This window comes from Enterobacter sichuanensis (assembly GCF_009036245.1).
Lineage (GTDB): Bacteria > Pseudomonadota > Gammaproteobacteria > Enterobacterales > Enterobacteriaceae > Enterobacter > Enterobacter sichuanensis.
Genome location: NZ_CP027986.1, coordinates 4,014,491 through 4,034,577, shown reverse-complemented (window position 1 = coordinate 4,034,577; position 20,087 = coordinate 4,014,491). Strand labels below are relative to the sequence as shown.

Below are 20,087 nucleotides of genomic sequence, written 5' to 3'. Positions count from 1 at the left end.
CTTAGTTAATATCCAGAATTGAGCTTGACTGCATACCGCTACCGGCTGAAAGCGGCTCGTTTAACAGCGCGTGCATGGTTGCCCATGCGATATCCGCGTGGCTGGCCTCTTCACTGCGGCTGGCTTCGTAGGTGGCGCTGCGGCCACTGCTGGTCATAGTTTTGCGGATAGCCATAAATGACTGCGTGATGTCGGTTGCACCGGCGTCGTATTCCAGGCACCCGCGTCGGATGGTGTCTTTCGCTTTGAGTACCATTGCGGTTTTCATTTCCGGCGTGTAGCGGATGGCGCGCGCTGCCGGGAAGAATGAGCGCACGAGCTGGTAAACACCCTGGCCGATGCCGGTTGCATCAATGCCGATATAGTCGACGGTGTATTTCTCGGTCAGCGCCCGGATGGCCTCGGCCTGCGCGGCAAAGTCCATGCCTTTCCACTGGTGGCGCTCAAGGATGCGGAACTTGCCACCGGCAACCAGCGGCGGAGCCAGTACCGCGCACCCGGCACTGTCGCCGGTGTGTGAAGGGTCATAGCCAATCCACACAGGACGCCAGTTAAACGGACGGTCGGCGAACGGCTCGAAGTCCTCCCATTCTTCCATCGCATCGACCATGCAGCGCTGCAGCTCCTCAAACGGGAATACCGACGCCTTATCGTCGACGAACTCGCACATAAACAGGTTACGGAAGTCATCCGTGCTGTTTTCCTGTTTAAGCTGGTCGAGGTTAAACAGGGTGCAGCCACCGGCGAGCGCGTCCTCAATAGTGACAATCTGCCGCCACTGGCCGTCACCACAAAGCACGCCATCGGCGAGTGCCTGATGACTGATATCAATGTCGACACGTTCGTCGCGGTTACTGCGGCCACGGTTAAACAGCTCACCTGACCAGAACGGGTAAGCACCGTGGGCCAGCGTGGACGGCGTCGAAAAATAGGTGGTGCGCAGGTGCGATTGTGACGCCATGCCCGAGGCCACTTTGCGCAGGCGCTGGAAATTGGGTATCCAGAAAATCTCATCGACGTACAGGTCCCCGTTGTGGCTCTGCGCAGTGTTGGAATTGGTACCGAGAAAAATCAGCTCTGCGCCGTTATTGCCGATGACAATCGGGTCGCCTGACAGGTCGACGTCAACCAGACGGGCAAAGGCGATGATGTACTTACGGAACACATATGCCTGCGTTTTACTCGCCGATAAAAATATCTGGTTTTGTCCGGTCTTGAGCGCGCGCAGGAGTGACTCACGCGCAAAGTAGAACGTCGCGCCAATCTGGCGCGATTTCAGGATGTGGCGGATGCGGTGCTCTAAACCGGCCTTATGCCAGTTGAGCTGATACTCAAACGACTGGTCGAAGAAAATTTCTTCCAGCTTCTCTATGGCCTCCTCGCTGAAATAGTTGCGTTTCGGCTTTTTGCGATCCCCTTTGTTGCGGCTGGCGATATTGGGGTTTAAATCCACCTCGTTTCCGGTCTGGCCGTAGCGGTTAATGCGCGCGAGCCGCTCCATCTGGCGCGACAAAAAATCGGCGACTTTGAAGTCATGCGCGGTCAGGTCTGGCTTAGCGTAGAGCTGGATAAGTCGTGCCTCTAATGTCGATTCCACGCGGTTAATCGGCGCGGTTTCTTCCCATCCGTCGCGCTGCTTCCAGCTCTGCACTGTCGGGCGCTTGAGCTGCAGCATGTCGCAGATTTGCGGCACGGCGAACCCCTGCCAGTACAACAGTCGCGCCTGCCGTCGCGGGTCATTTAACAGTGAAAGGTCAGTTGAAATAGTCATGCTTGCCTCGTTTTGGTGTCACGTGGCAAGGCTAAGGAAATGGGGCGCTGTTAGCGCTAAGTGCCTGTTGTGTCAGAGCTAACAGGAGCTCAATCGGTGGCTGATGCGGGAGAGAGTCGGGAAACTAACCCCGACCCGAAAACCCAACATCAGGACACCTGAACAATGGCAAAGAAAGTTTCTAAATGGTTTCGCATCGGCGTCGAGGGTGACACCTGCGATGGCCGTGTCATCAGCGGCGATGATATTCAGGATATGGCCGACACGTTCGACCCGCGCGTCTACGGCTGCCGCATTAACCTCGAACATATCCGGGGACTGATGCCTGACAGCCAGTTTAAACGTTATGGCGATGTAACCGAGCTTAAGGCGGAGATTATCAGCGATGGCTCTGCGCTCGATGGCAAAAAAGCGCTGTTTGGCAAAATCCAGCCGCTCGACGAGTTGGTCAGCATGGTTAAGGCCGGGCAGAAGGTTTACACCTCCATGGAGATCCGCCCGAACTTTGCCAACAGCGGCAAGTGTTATCTCGTTGGCCTGGCCGTCACCGATGACCCGGCAAGCCTCGGCACGGAATACCTCGAATTCTGCAGCCGAGCCACGCAGAACCCGCTCGCCGGTAAAAAAGACCAGCCGGACGACGTTTTCTCTGTGGCCTCACTGGCTGAGCTGGAGTTTGAGGACGTTCCCGACACCATGTTCAACAGCCTGACCGACAAAGTTAAGGCCATTTTCAGCCGCAAGCAGGCCAGCGACGACGCACGTTTCGCCGATGTGCATGAGGCGGTGACCACCGTCACTGAGCTGGTACAAACCAACCTCACCGCCACTGACCAGCGCATTACCGAGCTGGAGACATTAATGCAGGGTGTGACCAATGCGGTTGCTAAAAACAAGCAGGCGTTTACCTCCCTGAAAAACTCCCTCGATAACACCGAAAGCCAGCGCCAGCCGCGCCGCGAGCTTTCAAAAGGCGGTACGGGCGACGAGCTGCTGACCAACTGCTGATAACACGCCGGGCGCGTTGCCCGGCCAGATACCTATTACCCGAACAGGAAAAACCATGCGTAAAGATACCCGTTTCAAATTTAATGCCTATCTGTCCCGCGTTGCGGAGCTGAACGGCGTTTCCACTGATGACGTGGCGAAGAAATTCACCGTCGAGCCGTCGGTCACGCAAACCCTGATGACCACCCTGCAGATGTCATCCGCGTTTCTGACCAAAATCAACATCGTGCCGGTCGACGAGCTGAAGGGCGAAAAAGTCGGGGTGGGCGTTAACGGTACGATTGCGAGCACCGCCGACACCGCCGGTGATGATGAGCGTAAAACCGCTGACTTCACGGCGCTGGAGTCATTCAAATACGAGTGCGCGCAGATTAACTTTGACTTCCATATCCGCTACAAACAGCTCGACCTGTGGGCGCGATTCCAGGACTTCCAGACCCGTATCCGTGACGCCATTATCAAGCGTCAGTCCCTTGATTTCATCATGGCCGGTTTTAACGGTATCGAGCGTGCGGAAACGTCCGACCGTAAAAAAAATCCCCTGCTGCAGGACGTAGCGACCGGCTGGCTGCAGAAGTACCGCAAAGAAGCGCCCGCGCGCGTGATGTCCAAAATCACCGACGAGGACGGCAAGGTCATTTCCGATGTGATCCGCGTGGGTAAAAACGGCGACTATGCGAACCTCGACGCGCTGGTTATGGATGCCACCGGCAATCTGATTGACGAGATTTATCAGGATGACCCGGAGCTGGTTGTCATCACCGGGCGTAAGTTGATGGCGGATAAGTATTTCCCGATCGTCAACAAAGAGCAGGAAAACAGCGAGTCGCTGGCCGCTGACATCATCATCAGCCAGAAGCGAATCGGCAACCTGCCAGCCGTGCGCGTGCCTTACTTCCCGGCTAATGCCCTGATGGTGACGCGTCTCGACAATCTGTCTATCTACTTCATGGATGACGCGCATCGCCGCAGCATCATTGAAAACCCGAAGAAAGACCGCATCGAAAACTACGAGTCAATGAATGTTGACTATGTGGTCGAGGCTTATGCCGCTGGTTGCCTGATTGAAAATATCAAGCTCGGTGACTTCACCGCCCCTGCAGCACCGGAAAGCGGAGAGTAAGCCATGACGAGTCCCGCAGCGCGTCACATGATGCGGGTCTCGGCCTCTGAAACAGCGCGGCGGGCTGCTGTCCCGCTGCGCAATGCAACTGTCTATGAGCAGATGCTCGTTAAGCTGGCCGCAGACAACCGCACGCTGAAACAAATCCGATCCAATGAACGCAAGGCAGACAAAAAGCGCGAGCTGCTGCCGTTCTATCTGCCGTGGGTCGCTGGCGTCCTCGCAAACGGCAAAGGTGCACAGGATGACATCGTCATGACGGTCATGCTCTGGCGTCTTGATGCTGACGATATCGCCGGGGCGCTGGAAATTGCCCGTTATGCGCTGACCTATGGCCTGACCATGCCGACCGGTCGCCGTCCGACGCCTTACCTGCTGGCCGAGGAGGTGGCACTGGCCGCGCAGCGCCTGCGCAGTGCAAAACAGCCTGTCGAACTGGCGAACCTGCTCGACACCCTCGCACTGACCGAGCGTGCGGATATGCCCGACATCGTGCGCGCGAAGCTGCACAAAATCACCGGCTACGTGCTGCGTGACGCAGAGCAACTGCCCGAGGCACTGGCGCACCTGCAGCGTGCGATCCAGTTAGAGAGCGCCATCGGCGTTCGAAAAGACATCGAGCAGTTAGAGCGTCAGCTCAGGCCAAAACCCGAACCGGCACCGAAAACCAAAACGACTAAACCGCGCACGCGCAAACCTGCCGCCAAACCTGCGGCACGGCGCGGGCGTCCACCAAAGGCGGTAAAAGCCGCAGGTTAACCGAGCGCTCCCCGAGCCGGGCGGCACGCCGGTCAATGCGGGTATCAATTGCCCTGACTGCGACCGGCGTCCACCGCCCACCCATTACCCGAGGTTGTCATGACGACGCTGATTATTGAGCAAAACAAAGAGCCGCAGGATGTGCCGGGCGTGGTGATACCGCCACCGGGCGTGAGCGAGCCGGTAATCAAAAACACCCCGTTTTTTCCTGACGTGGATCCGAAGCGCGTGCGCGAGGAAATGCGTTTAGAGCAGACCGTTTCCCCTGTGCGTCTGCGCCGGGCGATTAAGACCGCCATCGCGGAGACTAACGCAGAGCTGAGCGACTGGCGCGAGCGTCAGATCGATGCCGGTTACGCCACGCTGGCGGATGTCCCGACGGACAAACTCGACGGCGAGAGCGTGCGCGTTTTCCACTACTTCAACGCCGTGTGCTCGATGACGACGGCCACGCTTTATGAGCGTTTTCGCGGCGTGGATGCGACTGCCAAAGGCGACAAAAAGGCCGACAGCATCGACAGCACTATCGATGAAATGTGGCGGGACATGCGCTGGTCTGTGGCGCGCATCCAGGACAAAGCACGCTGCATTGTGGGGCAAATCTGATGAAAGCGTATGCGCTGCAGGGCGACACCCTCGACGCGATTTGTGCGCGCTACTACGGGCGCACAGAGGGCGTGGTCGAAACCGTCCTGGAGGCAAATCCCGGCCTGTCTGAACTCGGCGTCATCCTGCCGCACGGCACGGCAATTGAACTGCCCGAGACCGACAGCGCGGCCAGAACCGAAACGGTGAATCTATGGGACTGAGTATGGAAAAAATCACCACGTTTATCGCCTACTGGCTGGCCGTCGCGCTGGCATATCTCGGGGCAATGTCGCCCGAAAAGATGGCGCTTTACGTGGGCGGCGGATGCGCCATTTTTACTGCGCTGACTAACTACTGGTTTAAGCGCAAGACGTACCTCTATCTGACATCGCTCGGACTCGATAAAGGGGCTATTCGTGAAATCAATCGTTAAACGTTGCAGTGTGGCCGCAGTGCTGGCGCTGGCGGCTCTGATGCCTGACTTTCGTCTGCTTAACACCTCGCCCGAGGGGCTGGCGCTGATTGCCGACCTCGAAGGATGTCGCCTGACGCCTTACCAGTGCAGCGCGGGAGTGTGGACGTCAGGCATCGGCCACACTGCAGGCGTCGTGCCGAAAGGGGAAATTACCGAGCGTCAGGCGGCGGCGAATCTGGTCGCGGATGTCATGAACGTCGAGAAACGCCTCGCGGTCTGCGTGCCGGTGGAAATGCCGCAGCACATTTACGACGCGCTGGTCAGTTTCTCATTCAACGTGGGAACCGGTGCGGCCTGCCGGTCGACGATGGTCGCTTATATCAAGCGCCATCAATGGTGGCAGGTATGCGACCAGCTCCCCCGCTGGGTTTATGTGAATGGCGAAATAAACAAAGGGCTGGAAAACCGCCGTGCGCGAGAGCGTGCTTACTGCCTCAGGGGGATTCAATGAAAGTGATGTTGTTTTTACTGGCCGCGCTGATGGCGGTTGTGATCTGGCAGCGTCATGAAAACGGCAACCTGTCCCGCTCATTTGAGCGGGCGAATAAGGTCGCTACCGAACAAAAAACGACGATAGGAATGCTGAAAAATCAGCTTTCCGTGTCGCAGCAAATCGCCAGGACGAACGAAACCGCGCAGGTCAGTTTACGCAGCGAACTGATGGCCGCAGGTGAAATGGCCGTGCGGCGAGAAGAAACCATTACGAGGCTGATTAATGAGAATGAAACCTTACGCCGCTGGTATGGCGATAAGCTGCCTGATGTTGTGCGCAGGCTGCACACCCGCGCCGGTTGCGCCTCCGCCGGTCATTGTTTACAGCGCCTGCCCGAAGGTGAGTTATTGCCCGATGCCGGAAAGCGACCCGGCCACTAATGGCGACCTGAGCGCCGATATTCGCAGGCTTGAGCACGCGCTCGCCGCCTGCGCGCTGCAGGTTGAAACCGTCAAAGACTGTCAGGATAAACTTGATGAAGAAAGCACGCAGCCTGCGCGAAGCGCTGATTAAAGCCATTCCGCAACTGGAAACGAACCCCGAAATGATGCGCATCTTTGCCGATGAGGGCAATATCGATGCGCGTCTCGCGGCTTCGCTGTCGCATGAGAAAATTTATACCCTGAATGTGATCGTGTGTGACTTTGTGGGCGACCCTGACCTGATTTTCGTGCCGGTGGCCGCGTGGCTCAGGGAAAATCAGCCGGATATATGCACGCTCGATGAGGGGCGTAAAAAGGGCTATCGTTTCCAGATGGATTTAAACGACGGGGATAGTGTCGATATCAGCATCAGCCTGCAGCTCACCGAGCGCACCCTCATCAAAGAGGAAAACGGCGCACTGCATGTGAGCTATGCCCCGGAGCCGCCACTGCCTGAACCCGTCACGCGTCCAAAAGAGCTCTACATCAACGGCGAACTGGTGAGTAAGTGGGATGAGTGAATTAAAGCCCTTTGACGACAGGCTCAATGGTCTGATTGCAGCCCTGTCACCGGCAGCGCGCCGGAAACTGGCCGGGGAGATAGCAAAGGATCTGCGCAAGTCGCAACAGCAACGTATCAAACAGCAAAAAGCCCCGGACGGCTCACCGTATCAGGCGCGAAAGCGTCAGCCTCTCAGGGCTAAGAGCGGGCGGATTAAGCGGGCGATGTTCCAGAAGCTCCGCACAAGCCGGTACATGAAAGCCACAGGTCGCGAAAACAGTGCTGTGGTGGAATTTACCGGAAAAGTGCAGCGCATAGCGCGTGTCCATCAGTACGGCCTCAAAGACCGGCCAAATCCGCACAGCCGTGACGTGCAGTATGCAGAGCGAAAGTTACTCGGATTTAGCCAGACTGATCAAGAAGTAATAAATAAAGTGATAAGTGAATTTATTCTTAATAATTAACTTGCATGGCGGGATAGCCCCGCCACTAAAAAAGTTACTTTGGCTTTACCGCTGAAATCAGGGTTGCTATTTGTTCGATGCCATCAAAGGTAGAAGGGATCTTTTCTTGATTTGGCATAATGTTTGAAAAGATAACCTCTTCAAATTTCGCAAGTGAGTTGGGGTTTGACTCTTTAATTTTTTTGGAGTAATCGGCATAGCTTTGAATGAACTGACAAAGACTTTTTCTTAAATCAATTTGCAATGCCTGTGCCTTAAGTGAGGTATGGTTTGTAAGGGCAACCCTAAAATAATAAATCAAAATAAATGTCAGTGAAAATAAAGGGATAAAACTTACAAGCTTGTCAATTAAGGTTGTGCCTATAACGCCTTTTATAGTTAACACAACCTCAATCATTAGCGGACAAGGGATAGCTATAGCTAGAGCTACAAGCAAGAACCTTGACCAAAGAATCTCACTCGACTTTTGGTTTCCCAGCGAATTAAAACCGTCATACAGGCCGACAAAATTGAAAGCACTCTCATAACCGTCAAGGGTGGTTTTTATACCATCAATTTGCTTGGTTTTGTTTTCTATATATTTCTCCCATTCACGCGCAAACGCTCTTGACGACCTAACATTCTTTAAGAAATCATTGTAGGTGCTTATATCACCGTCTTTAAATGCCTCCCTCACTATAACTATCGGCATCTCCCTGAGTGCGTAATCTATTTGCCCCTTACTTCTTTCGTCGAATTCATTATATCTATAAATTCCAAAGTCCTTTATTTTCCTTATAGTATCCGATGGACTATTAACCATTGTTGTAAATGTGGAAGGTTCAATAACAATGCGAAAGCACGAGGTAAAAAGAAGGTTTAGGGAATAAAAAGAAAGTAACTTATCTTCTAACTCATTGCTAATTGCTTCGCCTATAAACTTGATGTTAAACGCTGCTTTCTCATCCCATTGCTCGGGCTCTTTTAAAAACATATCCAGAGCATTTTTGATGAGGTGATTTCTCTCGTTTTCAAATTCATTCGAAACAGCTAATGACTCCATTTCGATAATGTACTTTTGAAGCAGTTGTTGAATTTTTGGAGTCTCAAAAAACTTTATTTTCATTAAGGCTTGCCCGTTACGTTGTATAGGATGTGACAAAACGACATTGAGTTTAAATCATTTTTGTAACGTAACATTATGCGCTAATGAAAACCGAACTCAATAACGTTATGCGAATTCTGCGGAATCTCATCCGCATTGGTGTTATTAGCGAAGTCGACTCCGACAAGGGGCTGTGTCGTGTTCAAACTGGTGGGATGGAAACCACCTGGCTGAACTGGCTTACCTGTCGCGCTGGTCGCTCACGCGTATGGTGGGCTCCGTCCGTTGGCGAGCAGGTGTTATTGCTGGCCATCGGCGGTGAGCTCGATACGGCCTTTGTGCTGCCGGGCATTTTCTCTGATGACCATCCCGCGCCGTCTGCCTCCCCTGATGCGCTTCACATTTCCTTTCCTGACGGGGCGGTTATTGAGTACGAACCCGAAAACGGCGCGCTCACCGTGTCAGGCATCCAAACCGCCGACATCACCGCGTCAGATTTCATTACGGCCACCGTGCCGGTGGTGCTGGTGAAAGCCGATACCCGCATTACGCTCGATACACCCGAGGTGGTGTGTACCAACAAGCTGATAACCGGCACGCTCGAAGTGCAGAAAGGCGGGAAAATGACCGGGAACATCGAACACACCGGCGGGAAACTGACCTCAAATGGCGTGCAGGTGGATGACCACGACCACGGCGGCGTCGAACGGGGCGGAAGCTGGACGGAGGGCATCAAATGACCGTGCGTTATCTGGGAATGAACAGCCAGACCGGGCTCAGTATCTCTGAGGTTGAGCATATCCGGCAAAGCGTGCGCGACATTCTGGTCACGCCGGTTGGCTCGCGCGTCATGCGTCGCGAATACGGTTCGCTCCTGTCGCAGCTTATTGACCAGCCGCAGACCCCGGCACTGCGCCTGCAGATTATGGCCGCGTGCTATTCCGCGATCCAGAAGTGGGAGCCCCGCGTCAGCCTGACAACCATCACCTTTGAACGGTCGGACACCGACGGCGGGCTGTATGTCGATATCACCGGCACGCGCTCAACCGGCGGCCAGCCTTTTTCACTCACCATTCCACTGAGTTAAACGCTATGGCAATTGTTGACCTTAACCAGCTCGCCGCGCCTGATGTCGTGGAAGTGCTGGACTATGAAACCATCCTTGCAGAGCGAAAGGCGACGCTCGTCTCGCTGTACCCGGAAGACCAGCAGGACGCTATCGCGCGCACGCTGACGCTTGAGTCAGAGCCACTGGTGAAGCTGCTGCAGGATAACGCCTACCGGGAAGTTATCTGGCGTCAGCGTGTAAACGAGTCCGCACGCGCGGTCATGCTGGCCTACGCTGCCGGTACTGACCTCGACCAGTTAGGCGGAAATTACAACGTCGAGCGCCTTGTCATCACGCCTGCAGACGACACGACGTTACCGCCGACGCCTGCCGTCATGGAGTCGGACACCGACTACCGTCTGCGCATTCAACAGGCATTCGAGGGGCTGAGTACCGCAGGCTCAACCGGCGCATATCAGTTTCATGGCCGCAGCGCTGACGGGCGGGTCGCCGATATTTCGGTCATCAGTCCCGCGCCTGCGTGTGTCACGGTGACGGTGCTGTCCCGCGAAAATAACGGCGTGGCGTCTGACGAGCTGCTCGCTATCGTGCGCAACGCGCTCAACGATGAGGACGTCAGGCCGGTCGCTGACCGCGTGACCGTGCAGTCGGCGAACATTGTCGACTATAAAATCATCGCGTCGCTTTACCTTTACCCCGGTCCCGAAAGCGAGCCGGTGCTCAATGCGGCAAAAGCAAAGCTGCAGGCGTATATCACCGCGCAGCACCGCCTCGGTCGCGATATCCGCAAGTCGGCCATTTATGCCGCGCTCCACGTCGAGGGCGTGCAGCGCGTCGAGCTGGCCGCGCCGGTGGCCGACATCGTACTCGATGACACGCAGGCGTCATGGTGCAGTGAGTACAGTGTGACTATCGGGGGCAACGATGAATGATACCCGCCTGCTGCCGGTGGGCTCGTCACCGCTTGAGGTGGCGGCAGCGCGCGCCTGCGCTGAGATTGAAAATACCCCCGTTCCCCTGCGCCGCCTCTGGAGCCCTGACGACTGCCCGGCAAATCTGCTGCCGTGGCTGGCGTGGGCGTTTTCCGTTGACCGCTGGGATGAGAACTGGCCGGAGGCCACAAAGCGCGATGTGATCCGCTCGGCGTGGTTTATTCATGCACACAAAGGGACGATTGGGGCTGTGCGTCGCGTGGTGGAGCCGCTCGGCTATCTGATTAACGTGACCGAATGGTGGGAAACCAACGACCCGCCCGGCACGTTTCGCCTCGATATCGGTGTGTTAGAGACCGGCATCACCGAAGAAATGTATTACGAGATGGAGCGGCTCATCGCGGATGCCAAGCCAGCCAGCCGCCACCTTATCGGCCTCAATATCATTCAGGACATCCCCGGCCACCTCTACACCGGAGCCCTGACCTATGACGGCGACATCATCACGGTTTATCCCGGATAAGTGAGAGAACAATGACAGTGAAATATAAAACGGTCATCACCAAAGCCGGTGCGATTAAGCTGGCCGCAGCGACCGTCCCGAACGGGAAAAAAGTGAATTTTACGGCGATGGCCATCGGTGACGGTGGCGGCACGCTGCCGGTGCCTGACCCAAACCAGACGAAACTCGTCAAAGAGGTCTGGCGTCATGCCCTGAATAAAATCAGCCAGGACAAGAAAAACAAAAATTATGTCGTCGCGGAGCTGCTTATCCCGCCTGAAACCGGCGGTTTCTGGATGCGTGAAATGGGTCTCTATGACGACACCGGTACGCTGATTGCAGTCGGTAATATGGCCGAAAGCTACAAGCCAGCGCTGGCAGAGGGCTCAGGCCGCGCGCAGACCGTGCGCATGGTCATTATGGTGAGCGATATCGAGTCGGTCGAGCTGACGATTGATACCTCAACGGTCATGGCAACGCAGGACTATGTCGACGATAAAATCGCAGAGCATGAGCAGTCCCGCCGTCATCCTGACGCCACGCTCACCGCAAAGGGGTTTACGCAGTTAAGCAATGCGACCGACAGCGTGTCTGAGAGCGTCGCAGCAACGCCGAAAGCGGTTAAGGCGGCGTATGACCTTGCTAAAGCAAAATACACGGCTCAGGACGCCACCACGGCGCAAAAAGGTATCGTTCAGCTCAGCAGTGCCACCGACAGCACGTCTGAGGTGCTCGCAGCGACGCCGAAAGCAGTTAAAGCGGCGTATGACCTTGCGAACGGCAAATACACTGCGCAGGATGCAACCACAGGACGAAAGGGGATTGTCCAGTTAAGCAGTGCGACTAACAGCGCGTCAGAGACATTGGCGGCCACACCTAAAGCAGTAAGCGCCGCAGTTAATGAAATGAAAGAGACTCTGGGAACGGCGTCAGGTGCAAATGTCGTAACGTCAATGACCGACACAACTGCAGGACGTGTTCCAGTGGTGGGCTGGCAGGGGCTGGGTTCTGCCGCTCAATTCCGCATGGGACAGGCATCGCAATTCCTCGCATATGCCGCCGCTGATTCAAAAGAAGTACCCGCAAATGGCGCGGGATGGCAATCAGCATATGGCGCGTCTCGCCGCGCCCAGGCTTTCATGGACACTTCCGGGAGATTTTATTCAAGGTTTTCTCTTTCTGATGTCGCTCTCGATGTTGATACTGCATGGGCTATGCATTACACGACATTAAACAAGCCAACTGCCGATGATGTTGGTGCTCTTCCTATAAAAGGTGGAACTCTTAACGGAGGATTAACCATAAAAGGAACCACTCAGATAGGTGTCGTCGGCTCAGGGATTCTTAATATTGGCGACAATGACTCTGGATTGCGTAGCTCTATCGATGGACAGGTAGATTTATGGTCTAACGGTGCAATGGTTGGGTTCTGGAATAAAACAACGTTTTCATTCACCGGTCAGATTATACCGACAAACTATAGCAATTTTGACAGCCGATATATTAATACGGATGGAGCCACATACGCAGGTTTTGTGAGCGGAGATGCAGCAAGACCTTACATGCGTCACAGGGTCAGCAATGCAGTGGTGCAATTAGCAAAGGTTGGGGATTCGTACACTAAGGCTGAGTCAGATAATGGTTACGCCGCAAAAACCAGCGTCTACACGAAAGCAGAAAGCGACGGGCGATTCCAACCCAAAGGCTCCTACGGTGCGCCAAACTCGGCCTCTAGGGCGGATAACGGTTGGTGGCAATGCGGGAGTACCGGCATTATAGAGCAGTGGTGTCAGGGGGCAACCATGACCAGCGAAGCCACGCAGACGATCACCTTTCCGAAAGCATTCCCGAGTGCCTGCCTGCATGTTGAGGTGGGAACCCTGAACGTGAATAACAGCAATGATACTGAGGGGATGTTCCAGCTAATATCGAAATCAAACACCGGTTGTGTGGTAAGAGCAAACAGGGCTTACGGCAGCGTCGGGCAGGTTGCCGCATTGATTAAGGCCGTGGGGTACTGAATGGAAAATCAAGTTTATTACAGTGCAAGCAGACAGGGCTTTTATTTTGAGGCGGATAAACCGGCGTGTATTGCCGGTGCCGGATGGCCTGAGGATGCCAGCGCGATATCAGACCGGTGGTATCAGTATTTAATTGAGGGGCAGGCTAAAGGCAGCTCGATTGTCCCGGATGAGTACGGCCAGCCCGTGCTGCAGGCCGTTGAAATTAATTATCCGGCCATCGCAGAAGCGCAAAAGGAAATGTTAATCGGCAACGCCATGCAGTCAGTGAGCGTTATTCAGCTCAAGCTGCAGGCCGGGCGCACGCTCAGCGATGCGGAAACAGAGCTGTTAAACAGCGTGCTCGATTACATTGACGAGGTGGAGGATATCCCCACTGAATCCGTCACCGGTCCGGTCGACTGGCCTTTGCTGCCTGAATAATTCGAAGCCCTCCACCCGGAGGGCTTTTTGTTTGTTGTCTCATACCTCCACCAACGCCATTGCATCGCGCCCGCAGAGCACACAACAGAAAATAGTCGCACCCCTTAACCACGGAGTTAAACAGATGGGCGACTATCATCACGGCGTCGAGGTCATCGAGATTAACGATGGCACGCGCACCATTTCCACCGTCTCGACGGCCATCATCGGCATGGTCTGCACGGCCAGCGATGCTGACGCAAAGACATTCCCCCTTAACGAGCCGGTGCTGATTACCAGTGTGCAAACGGCTATCGGTAAAGCCGGTAAAAAAGGCACGCTGGCAAAATCCCTGCAGGCCATCGCCGACCAGTGCAAACCGGTCATTGTGGTGGTGCGCGTTCCCGAAGGTATCGAAGACCCTGACGACCCGGAAGCGGCACAAAAAGAGACCATTTCCAACATCATCGGTACGACGGATGAGAACGGCAAATACACCGGTCTGAAAGCGCTGTTAACGGCGAAAACCGTCACCGGCGTTAAACCTCGCATTCTCGGCGTGCCGGGGCTGGATACGCAGGAAGTGGCGACCGAGCTTGCGTCGACCTGCCAGAGCCTGCGCGCGTTCGGCTATGTGAGCGCGTGGGGATGCAAGACCATTTCTGACGCCATCAAATACCGTGAGAACTTCAGCCAGCGTGAGCTCATGGTGATTCACCCTGATTTTCTTGCATGGGACACCACGGCAAACGAAACCGATATTGCATGGGCGACCGCCCGGGCGCTCGGCCTGCGTGCCAGAATCGACCAGGAGACCGGCTGGCACAAAACGCTGTCCAACGTGGGGGTGAATGGCGTCACCGGTGTCAGTGCCTCGGTCTCATGGGATTTGCAGGAGCAGGCCACCGACGCCAACCTGCTGAATCAGGCCGGGGTGACAACACTCATCCGTAACGACGGCTTCAAATTCTGGGGTAACCGCACCTGCTCGGACGATCCGTTATTCGTGTTTGAAAACTACACCCGCACGGCGCAGGTGCTGGCCGACACGATGGCAGAGGCGCACGCGTGGGCGATGGATAAGCCCGTTTCTGCAACGCTCATCCGTGACATCGTCGCCGGTATCAATGCCAAATTCCGCGAGCTGAAAAATAACGGCTATATCGTTGACGGCTCATGCTGGTACGACCCGGAGTCAAACAGCGTGGAAACCCTGAAAGCCGGGAAACTATACATTGACTACGACTACACCCCCGTCCCGCCGCTGGAAAACCTGACCCTGCGCCAGCGCATCACTGATACCTATCTGGCAGACCTGTCAGACTCGGTCAACAGCTAAGGAGCTCAGAGCATGGCGTTACCACGCAAACTGAAATATCTGAATATGTTTAACGACGGTCTCAGCTACATGGGCGTCGTTGAATCCGTCACCCTGCCAAAGCTGACCCGTAAGCTCGAAAAATATCGCGGCGGCGGGATGCCGGGCGCGGTGTCGATTGACCTCGGCCTCGACGACGATGCGCTGTCGCTTGAGTGGACGCTGGGCGGCCTGCCTGACGTTGAGCTGTGGGCGCAGTACGCGTCACCGGGTGCAGACAGCGTGCCGCTGCGCTTCACTGGCTCATTCCAGCGCGATGATACCGGCGCAATTTCTGCCGTTGAGGTGGTCATGCGTGGCCGTCACAAGGAGTACGACGGCGGCGAGAACAAACAGGGTGAAAGCGGCACGACCAAGATGTCGACCGAGTGCGCTTACTACCAGCTTACGATTGACGGCAAAGAGGTCATCGAAATTGACGTCATCAACATGGTGATGAAAGTCGACGGCGTCGACCGTCTCGCTGAGCACCGCCGGGCGATTGGCCTGTAATCCCTTAACCGGTCAGCCAGGCTGGCCGGGCATTTACTCAATTTCAAAGAGAGCAACATCATGGAAAACATCAACGAAATCGCCACCACCGAAACCGAAAACCCGAACATTGTGATCCTCGATAACCCTGTCATGCGCGGTGAGCAAAAAATCGAACAGGTGACGCTGACCAAACCCAACGCCGGAACCCTGCGCGGTGTGAGTCTGGCGGCACTGGCAAACTCTGACGTCGATGCGCTGATTAAGGTGCTGCCGCGCATGACTTACCCGGCGCTGACCGAGCACGAGGTCATGCGTCTGGAAGCATCAGACCTGATTTTACTCGCCGGTAAGGTGGTCGGTTTTTTGTCACAATCTTCGGCTCGCTGACCTTCCCGGATAACCTTTCGGTCGATGACCTGATGGCGGATATCGCGGTGATATTTCACTGGCCGCCATCAGAGCTGAATTCCCTGAGTGTGACCGAGCTCATCACATGGCGCGACAAGGCGCTGCAGCGAAGCGGAAACCACCATGAGCAATAACGTCAGGATTGAGGTACTGCTGAACGCAGTAGACCGGGCAAGCCGACCGCTCAAAGCTATCCAGACTGCCAGCAAGACCCTTGCAGGCGACATCCGCACTTCTCAAAACAGCCTGCGCGATCTGAATGCGCAGGCGTCCCGAATTGACGGATTCAGGAAAGCGAGCGCACAGCTTGCCGTGACCGGTCAGTCGCTTAACAAAGCGAAACAGGAGGCCGCTGCGCTGGCCGTCCAGTTTAAAAACACGGAAAACCCCACTAATGCGCAGGCGCGCGCAATGGAAGCGGCAAAAAAATCCGCTGCTGACCTGCAGCTCAAATACAACAGCCTCAGGCAGTCGATACAGCGCCAGCGCAGCGAGCTCGCGCAGGCCGGGATTAATACCCGCACCCTCTCGGCGGATGAGCGCCGCCTGAAAACGAGCATCAGTGAAACCACCGCTCAGCTTAACCGGCAACGTGAAGCACTGGCGCGGGTCAGTGCTCAGCAGGCGAAATTAAGCCAGGTGAAAGAGCGATATAAATCTGGCAAGGAGCTAGCGGGAAATATGGCCGCTGCAGGCGCTGCCGGTGTAGGTATCGCCACGGCGGGAACGATGGCCGGGGTAAAACTGCTGATGCCTGGCTATTCGTTTGCACAGAAAAACTCTGAGCTGCAGGCCGTGCTCGGGGTCGACAAACAGTCACCCGAAATGGAGGCGCTGCGCAAACAGGCACGCCAGCTCGGTGACAATACCGCTGCGTCTGCAGACGATGCGGCGAGCGCGCAGATTATCATTGCGAAAAGCGGCGGGGATGCTGCAGCCATTCAGGCGGCGACGCCGGTCACGCTGAATATGGCGCTGTCTAACCAGCGCTCGATGGAAGAAAACGCCGCGCTGCTGACGGGTATGAAATCCGCGTTTCAGATGTCAAACGACCAGATCGCACACATCGGCGACGTGCTGTCTATGACGATGAACAAAACGGCTGCTGACTTTGACGGGCTGAGCGACGCGCTGACCTATGCCGCGCCGGTGGCAAAAAATGCCGGGGTCAGTATCGAGCAGACTGCCGCAATGGTCGGGGCGCTCCATGACGCCAAAATCACCGGCTCGATGGCGGGAACGGGTAGCCGTGCCGTCCTGAGTCGCCTGCAGGCTCCAACCGGTAAAGCATACGAGGCCATTAAAGAACTCGGTGTTAAAACGTCTGACAGCAAGGGTAATACGCGCCCGATATTCGCCATTCTGAAAGAAATGCAGCACAGTTTTGAGAAAAACAATCTCGGAACAAGCCAGCGCGGCGAGTACATGAAAACCATTTTCGGTGAGGAGGCCAGCTCAGCGGCGGCGGTACTGATGACCGCGGCCTCAAGCGGCAAACTCGACCAGCTCACGGCAGCGTTTAAAGCCTCTGACGGCAAAACCGAGGAGCTGGTCAAAATCATGCAGGACAACCTCGGGGGCGACTTCAAAGAATTCCAGTCAGCTTATGAGGCCGTCGGTACTGACCTGTTTGACCAGCAGGAGGGCTCACTGCGTAAGCTGACGCAAACGGCTACACGATATGTTTTAAAGCTCGACGGGTGGATCACCCAAAATAAAACACTTGCGACCACTATTGGTGTCGTTGCCGGTGGCGCGCTGGCGTTGATTGGCATTATAGGCGGTATTGGTCTCGTTGCGTGGCCGGTAGTGATGGGTATCAACGCCATTATTGCCGCTGCTGGCCTGCTGGGAACGGTGTTTACCGTGACCGGTGGCGCGATAGTGACCGCCATCGGGGCAATTAGCCTGCCAGTGGTGGCGGTTGTCGGTGCGGTGGTGGCCGGTGCGCTCCTGATTCGGAAACACTGGGAGCCAATCAGCGCATTCTTTTCCGGCGTGGTGGAAGGGCTTAAAGCGGCCTTTGCGCCGGTGGCCGGAATTTTCTCACCACTTGCGCCGGTGTTTGATTCCATCATCGAGAAACTGCGCGGGGTCTGGCAATGGTTCACTGACCTGCTAGCACCGGTGAAGGCGACGCAGGAAACACTCGACCGTTGCAAAAATGTCGGCGTGGCGTTTGGTCAGATGCTGGCTGATGCGCTGATGGCTCCACTCAATATCTTCAACAGCCTGAGCGGCAAGGTTAGCTGGCTGCTGGAAAAGCTCGGAGTCATCAAAAAAGAGTCGGGTGACCTCGACCAGACCGCAGCAAAAGCCAGTGCCACAACGGGCTCGCAAAATGGGTCTTATATTCCGGCAACCTCAACATATGGCGGTTATCAGGCATATCAGCCGGTAACGGCTCCCACTGGAAAGACTTACGTCGACCAGAGCAAGCCGGAATATAACATTCACCTGAATGGTGGTATCGCGCCGGGTAGCGACCTTGACCGTCAGCTCCGCGAGGCGGTCGATAAACTTGACCGGGAAAACCGTGCGCGCCAGCGCTCAAGTATGCGCCATGACTGAGGGGGAAATGCATGTTAATGGTTTTAGGTTTGTTTGTGTTTGAGCGCCACACGATACCGCATCAGTCAATGCAGTACTCGAAAGATTACCGCTGGGTGTCAAACGACCGTATCGGCAAGCCACCGGCTTATCAGTATCTCGGGGAAGGGGAAACCACGCGCACGCTGTCGGGAGTGCTCTATCCCGAAATCACCGGTGGTCGTCTGTCGCTGACCGCCATCGAGCTGATGGCCGACGAGGGCAGAGCGTGGCCGTTGATTGACGGAACGGGCATGATCCACGGCATGTACGTCATCGACAAGGTGACGCACACGCACACCGAACTTTTCAGCGACGGTGCAGCCAGAAAAATCGAGTTTAGCCTGTCGCTAAAGCGGGTCGATAAATCGCTCGCGGCCATTTATGGCGACCTGCAGACGCAGGCCGACAATCTGGTCACGTCTGCCGGTAACTGGCTGGGAGGGCTGGCAGGATGATTACAGGAATGGATATTCATGCCGGGGCGAAGATAGCCCCTGCGTTTATGCTCACGCTTGATGGTGCGGATATCACGCAGAATTTCAGCGACCGTCTTATCGGTCTGACCATGACCGACAATCGCGGATTCGAGGCCGACCAGCTCGATATTGAGCTGGATGACACCGACGGGCTTGTCGAGCTGCCGCCACGCGGGGCAATGCTCACGCTGTGGTTAGGCTGGCAGGGGGCGGCTTTGCTGAATAAAGGCACGTTCACGGTCGACGAAATCGAGCACAGAGGCGCACCTGATACTCTGACCATCCGGGGGCGCAGCGCCGATTTTCGCGGGACATTGAATTCACGCCGCGAGCAGTCATGGCATAACACCACTATCGGGCAAATCTTGGAGACGATTGCAGCACGCAACAAACTGACGGCCAGTGTGGCCGACACGCTGAAAGCGATCCCCGTGCCCCACATTGACCAGTCGCAGGAGTCCGACGCGGTGTTTCTTTCCCGCCTGGCTGACCGGAACGGTGCAGCGGTCTCGGTAAAAGCGGGGAAACTGTTATTCCTGAAAGCCGGGAGCGGTAAGACGGCCAGCGGGAAGCCCATCCCTCAGATGACCCTTGAGCGTGGCGACGGAGACCGTCATCAGTTTGCCATTGCTGACCGAGAAGCTTACACCGGCGTTACGGCTAAATGGTTGCATACGAAAGACCCGAAACCGCAGAAGCAAAAGGTAAAGCTCCAGCGTAAACCGAAAGAGCAGCACCTGCGCGCGCTGCAGCACCCGAAAGCGACCAAAGCCCCGACAAAGGTCAAAACCCAAAAAGAGCAGGAAGCACGCGAGGGTGAGTATATGGCCGGTGAATCTGACAACGTGCTGGAGCTCACGACCATCTACGCGACAAAGGCGCAGGCCATGCGCGCCGCTCAGGCAAAGTGGGACAAGCTGCAGCGCGGCGTTGCGGAGTTTTCAATCTCGCTGGCAATTGGACGGGCGGATTTATTTCCTGAAACGCCAATAGCCGTAAAAGGCTTTAAGCGCGTTATAGACGAACAGGCGTGGATAATCAGCCGGGTGGTGCATAACCTCAACGGAAACGGCTACACGACGGGGCTAGAGCTTGAGGTAAAAGTATCTGATGTTGAATACACAACTGTAGATGAAGAATAAAT

Annotated in this window: 26 protein-coding genes; 24 read left to right on the top strand and 2 right to left on the bottom strand. The window is 55.7% G+C overall.

The window, feature by feature from the left end; genetic code table 11:
- Position 1: 1 nt before the first annotated feature.
- Complete coding sequence (locus tag C1N69_RS19515; protein WP_155031748.1) at positions 2-1,771, bottom strand: terminase ATPase subunit family protein; 1,770 nt, start codon at positions 1,769-1,771, stop codon at positions 2-4.
- Positions 1,772-1,936: 165 nt separating this feature from the next.
- On the opposite strand from C1N69_RS19515, the gene C1N69_RS19510 reads away from it, so the two are divergent.
- The 11 genes from C1N69_RS19510 to C1N69_RS19460 all read left to right on the top strand — a co-directional run bounded on the left by C1N69_RS19510 (position 1,937) and on the right by C1N69_RS19460 (position 7,605).
- Entirely contained in the window at positions 1,937-2,779 is an 843-nt protein-coding gene (locus C1N69_RS19510) for a GPO family capsid scaffolding protein (protein WP_155031747.1), read from the top strand.
- A 55-nt stretch (positions 2,780-2,834) separates the two neighbouring features.
- Entirely contained in the window at positions 2,835-3,902 is a 1,068-nt protein-coding gene (locus tag C1N69_RS19505) for a phage major capsid protein, P2 family (protein ID WP_155031746.1), read from the top strand.
- A 3-nt stretch (positions 3,903-3,905) separates the two neighbouring features.
- A complete protein-coding gene (locus C1N69_RS19500; protein ID WP_155031745.1) occupies positions 3,906-4,661 on the top strand; it encodes a phage terminase small subunit in 756 nt (251 codons plus the stop codon).
- Between the two features lie 99 nt (positions 4,662-4,760).
- A complete protein-coding gene (locus C1N69_RS19495) occupies positions 4,761-5,267 on the top strand; it encodes a head completion/stabilization protein (protein WP_047352507.1) in 507 nt (168 codons plus the stop codon).
- Positions 5,267-5,470, top strand: coding sequence for a tail protein X (locus C1N69_RS19490; protein WP_006175797.1), 204 nt, complete (start codon positions 5,267-5,269; stop codon positions 5,468-5,470). The genes C1N69_RS19495 and C1N69_RS19490 overlap by 1 nt, the downstream gene beginning before the upstream one ends.
- The gene (locus C1N69_RS19485) at positions 5,461-5,682 is read left to right on the top strand and encodes a phage holin family protein (protein WP_017382980.1); all 222 of its coding nucleotides are present in this window, start codon (positions 5,461-5,463) and stop codon (positions 5,680-5,682) included. Before C1N69_RS19490 ends, C1N69_RS19485 begins: the two co-directional genes overlap by 10 nt.
- Positions 5,666-6,175, top strand: coding sequence for a lysozyme (locus C1N69_RS19480; protein ID WP_155031744.1), 510 nt, complete (start codon positions 5,666-5,668; stop codon positions 6,173-6,175). Before C1N69_RS19485 ends, C1N69_RS19480 begins: the two co-directional genes overlap by 17 nt.
- Positions 6,172-6,597 (top strand): Rz-like lysis system protein LysB, encoded by a 426-nt coding sequence (lysB, locus tag C1N69_RS23040; protein ID WP_155031743.1) that lies wholly within the window; start codon positions 6,172-6,174, stop codon positions 6,595-6,597. The genes C1N69_RS19480 and lysB overlap by 4 nt, the downstream gene beginning before the upstream one ends.
- On the top strand, positions 6,485-6,730 hold the full coding sequence (lysC, locus tag C1N69_RS22865; protein WP_244956310.1) for an Rz1-like lysis system protein LysC: 246 nt from the start codon (positions 6,485-6,487) through the stop codon (positions 6,728-6,730). The genes lysB and lysC overlap by 113 nt, the downstream gene beginning before the upstream one ends.
- Positions 6,693-7,160, top strand: a complete 468-nt coding sequence (locus C1N69_RS19465; protein ID WP_155031742.1) for a phage tail protein — start codon at positions 6,693-6,695, stop codon at positions 7,158-7,160. Before lysC ends, C1N69_RS19465 begins: the two co-directional genes overlap by 38 nt.
- Positions 7,153-7,605: a phage virion morphogenesis protein gene (locus C1N69_RS19460; protein WP_155031741.1), complete on the top strand. Its 453-nt coding sequence runs from the start codon at positions 7,153-7,155 to the stop codon at positions 7,603-7,605. Before C1N69_RS19465 ends, C1N69_RS19460 begins: the two co-directional genes overlap by 8 nt.
- Positions 7,606-7,639: 34 nt before the next feature.
- On the opposite strand, the gene C1N69_RS19455 is transcribed toward C1N69_RS19460, so the two are convergent.
- Positions 7,640-8,710 (bottom strand): hypothetical protein, encoded by a 1,071-nt coding sequence (locus tag C1N69_RS19455; RefSeq protein WP_155031740.1) that lies wholly within the window; start codon positions 8,708-8,710, stop codon positions 7,640-7,642.
- Positions 8,711-8,793: 83 nt separating this feature from the next.
- Here C1N69_RS19455 and C1N69_RS19450 point away from each other — a divergent pair, with 83 nt between their 5' ends.
- The 13 genes from C1N69_RS19450 (at position 8,794) to C1N69_RS19390 (ending at position 20,085) form a co-directional block, all read left to right on the top strand.
- On the top strand, positions 8,794-9,429 hold the full coding sequence (locus tag C1N69_RS19450) for a phage baseplate assembly protein V (protein WP_155031739.1): 636 nt from the start codon (positions 8,794-8,796) through the stop codon (positions 9,427-9,429).
- Positions 9,426-9,776, top strand: coding sequence for a GPW/gp25 family protein (locus C1N69_RS19445; protein WP_155031738.1), 351 nt, complete (start codon positions 9,426-9,428; stop codon positions 9,774-9,776). Before C1N69_RS19450 ends, C1N69_RS19445 begins: the two co-directional genes overlap by 4 nt.
- 5 nt (positions 9,777-9,781) lie before the next feature.
- A complete protein-coding gene (locus C1N69_RS19440; protein WP_155031737.1) occupies positions 9,782-10,690 on the top strand; it encodes a baseplate assembly protein in 909 nt (302 codons plus the stop codon).
- Positions 10,683-11,213, top strand: coding sequence for a phage tail protein I (locus C1N69_RS19435; RefSeq protein ID WP_047352498.1), 531 nt, complete (start codon positions 10,683-10,685; stop codon positions 11,211-11,213). Before C1N69_RS19440 ends, C1N69_RS19435 begins: the two co-directional genes overlap by 8 nt.
- An 11-nt stretch (positions 11,214-11,224) precedes the next feature.
- Positions 11,225-13,213 (top strand): phage tail-collar fiber domain-containing protein, encoded by a 1,989-nt coding sequence (locus C1N69_RS19430; protein ID WP_155031736.1) that lies wholly within the window; start codon positions 11,225-11,227, stop codon positions 13,211-13,213.
- A complete protein-coding gene (locus C1N69_RS19425; protein ID WP_155031735.1) occupies positions 13,214-13,636 on the top strand; it encodes a tail fiber assembly protein in 423 nt (140 codons plus the stop codon). It abuts the gene before it with no gap.
- 124 nt (positions 13,637-13,760) lie between these two features.
- Positions 13,761-14,954: a phage tail sheath protein gene (locus C1N69_RS19420; protein ID WP_155031734.1), complete on the top strand. Its 1,194-nt coding sequence runs from the start codon at positions 13,761-13,763 to the stop codon at positions 14,952-14,954.
- A 12-nt stretch (positions 14,955-14,966) separates the two neighbouring features.
- The gene (locus C1N69_RS19415; RefSeq protein ID WP_023209060.1) at positions 14,967-15,485 is read left to right on the top strand and encodes a phage major tail tube protein; all 519 of its coding nucleotides are present in this window, start codon (positions 14,967-14,969) and stop codon (positions 15,483-15,485) included.
- A gap of 60 nt (positions 15,486-15,545) precedes the next feature.
- Positions 15,546-15,854, top strand: coding sequence for a phage tail assembly protein (locus tag C1N69_RS19410; protein ID WP_155031733.1), 309 nt, complete (start codon positions 15,546-15,548; stop codon positions 15,852-15,854).
- A gap of 32 nt (positions 15,855-15,886) precedes the next feature.
- A complete protein-coding gene (locus C1N69_RS19405) occupies positions 15,887-16,009 on the top strand; it encodes a GpE family phage tail protein (RefSeq protein ID WP_032658721.1) in 123 nt (40 codons plus the stop codon).
- Complete coding sequence (locus C1N69_RS19400) at positions 15,999-18,446, top strand: phage tail tape measure protein (protein ID WP_155031732.1); 2,448 nt, start codon at positions 15,999-16,001, stop codon at positions 18,444-18,446. The genes C1N69_RS19405 and C1N69_RS19400 overlap by 11 nt, the downstream gene beginning before the upstream one ends.
- 11 nt (positions 18,447-18,457) lie before the next feature.
- Positions 18,458-18,922, top strand: a complete 465-nt coding sequence (locus tag C1N69_RS19395) for a phage tail protein (protein ID WP_095450176.1) — start codon at positions 18,458-18,460, stop codon at positions 18,920-18,922.
- Entirely contained in the window at positions 18,919-20,085 is a 1,167-nt protein-coding gene (locus tag C1N69_RS19390; RefSeq protein WP_155031731.1) for a phage late control D family protein, read from the top strand. The genes C1N69_RS19395 and C1N69_RS19390 overlap by 4 nt, the downstream gene beginning before the upstream one ends.
- The last annotated feature ends 2 nt before the right edge of the window (positions 20,086-20,087 follow it).

Coding starts and splice junctions, on each gene's coding strand:
- lysC (WP_244956310.1), top strand. CDS start 6,485: ATGTTGTGCGCAGGCTGCACACCCGCGCCGGTTGCGCCTCCGCCGGTC.
- C1N69_RS19455 (WP_155031740.1), bottom strand. CDS start 8,710: ATGAAAATAAAGTTTTTTGAGACTCCAAAAATTCAACAACTGCTTCAA.
- lysB (WP_155031743.1), top strand. CDS start 6,172: ATGAAAGTGATGTTGTTTTTACTGGCCGCGCTGATGGCGGTTGTGATC.
- C1N69_RS19510 (WP_155031747.1), top strand. CDS start 1,937: ATGGCAAAGAAAGTTTCTAAATGGTTTCGCATCGGCGTCGAGGGTGAC.
- C1N69_RS19435 (WP_047352498.1), top strand. CDS start 10,683: ATGAATGATACCCGCCTGCTGCCGGTGGGCTCGTCACCGCTTGAGGTG.
- C1N69_RS19460 (WP_155031741.1), top strand. CDS start 7,153: ATGAGTGAATTAAAGCCCTTTGACGACAGGCTCAATGGTCTGATTGCA.
- C1N69_RS19495 (WP_047352507.1), top strand. CDS start 4,761: ATGACGACGCTGATTATTGAGCAAAACAAAGAGCCGCAGGATGTGCCG.
- C1N69_RS19490 (WP_006175797.1), top strand. CDS start 5,267: ATGAAAGCGTATGCGCTGCAGGGCGACACCCTCGACGCGATTTGTGCG.
- C1N69_RS19485 (WP_017382980.1), top strand. CDS start 5,461: ATGGGACTGAGTATGGAAAAAATCACCACGTTTATCGCCTACTGGCTG.
- C1N69_RS19515 (WP_155031748.1), bottom strand. CDS start 1,771: ATGACTATTTCAACTGACCTTTCACTGTTAAATGACCCGCGACGGCAG.
- C1N69_RS19440 (WP_155031737.1), top strand. CDS start 9,782: ATGGCAATTGTTGACCTTAACCAGCTCGCCGCGCCTGATGTCGTGGAA.
- C1N69_RS19505 (WP_155031746.1), top strand. CDS start 2,835: ATGCGTAAAGATACCCGTTTCAAATTTAATGCCTATCTGTCCCGCGTT.
- C1N69_RS19445 (WP_155031738.1), top strand. CDS start 9,426: ATGACCGTGCGTTATCTGGGAATGAACAGCCAGACCGGGCTCAGTATC.
- C1N69_RS19390 (WP_155031731.1), top strand. CDS start 18,919: ATGATTACAGGAATGGATATTCATGCCGGGGCGAAGATAGCCCCTGCG.
- C1N69_RS19415 (WP_023209060.1), top strand. CDS start 14,967: ATGGCGTTACCACGCAAACTGAAATATCTGAATATGTTTAACGACGGT.
- C1N69_RS19405 (WP_032658721.1), top strand. CDS start 15,887: ATGGCGGATATCGCGGTGATATTTCACTGGCCGCCATCAGAGCTGAAT.
- C1N69_RS19465 (WP_155031742.1), top strand. CDS start 6,693: ATGAAGAAAGCACGCAGCCTGCGCGAAGCGCTGATTAAAGCCATTCCG.
- C1N69_RS19500 (WP_155031745.1), top strand. CDS start 3,906: ATGACGAGTCCCGCAGCGCGTCACATGATGCGGGTCTCGGCCTCTGAA.
- C1N69_RS19400 (WP_155031732.1), top strand. CDS start 15,999: ATGAGCAATAACGTCAGGATTGAGGTACTGCTGAACGCAGTAGACCGG.
- C1N69_RS19420 (WP_155031734.1), top strand. CDS start 13,761: ATGGGCGACTATCATCACGGCGTCGAGGTCATCGAGATTAACGATGGC.
- C1N69_RS19410 (WP_155031733.1), top strand. CDS start 15,546: ATGGAAAACATCAACGAAATCGCCACCACCGAAACCGAAAACCCGAAC.
- C1N69_RS19450 (WP_155031739.1), top strand. CDS start 8,794: ATGAAAACCGAACTCAATAACGTTATGCGAATTCTGCGGAATCTCATC.
- C1N69_RS19425 (WP_155031735.1), top strand. CDS start 13,214: ATGGAAAATCAAGTTTATTACAGTGCAAGCAGACAGGGCTTTTATTTT.
- C1N69_RS19430 (WP_155031736.1), top strand. CDS start 11,225: ATGACAGTGAAATATAAAACGGTCATCACCAAAGCCGGTGCGATTAAG.
- C1N69_RS19395 (WP_095450176.1), top strand. CDS start 18,458: ATGTTAATGGTTTTAGGTTTGTTTGTGTTTGAGCGCCACACGATACCG.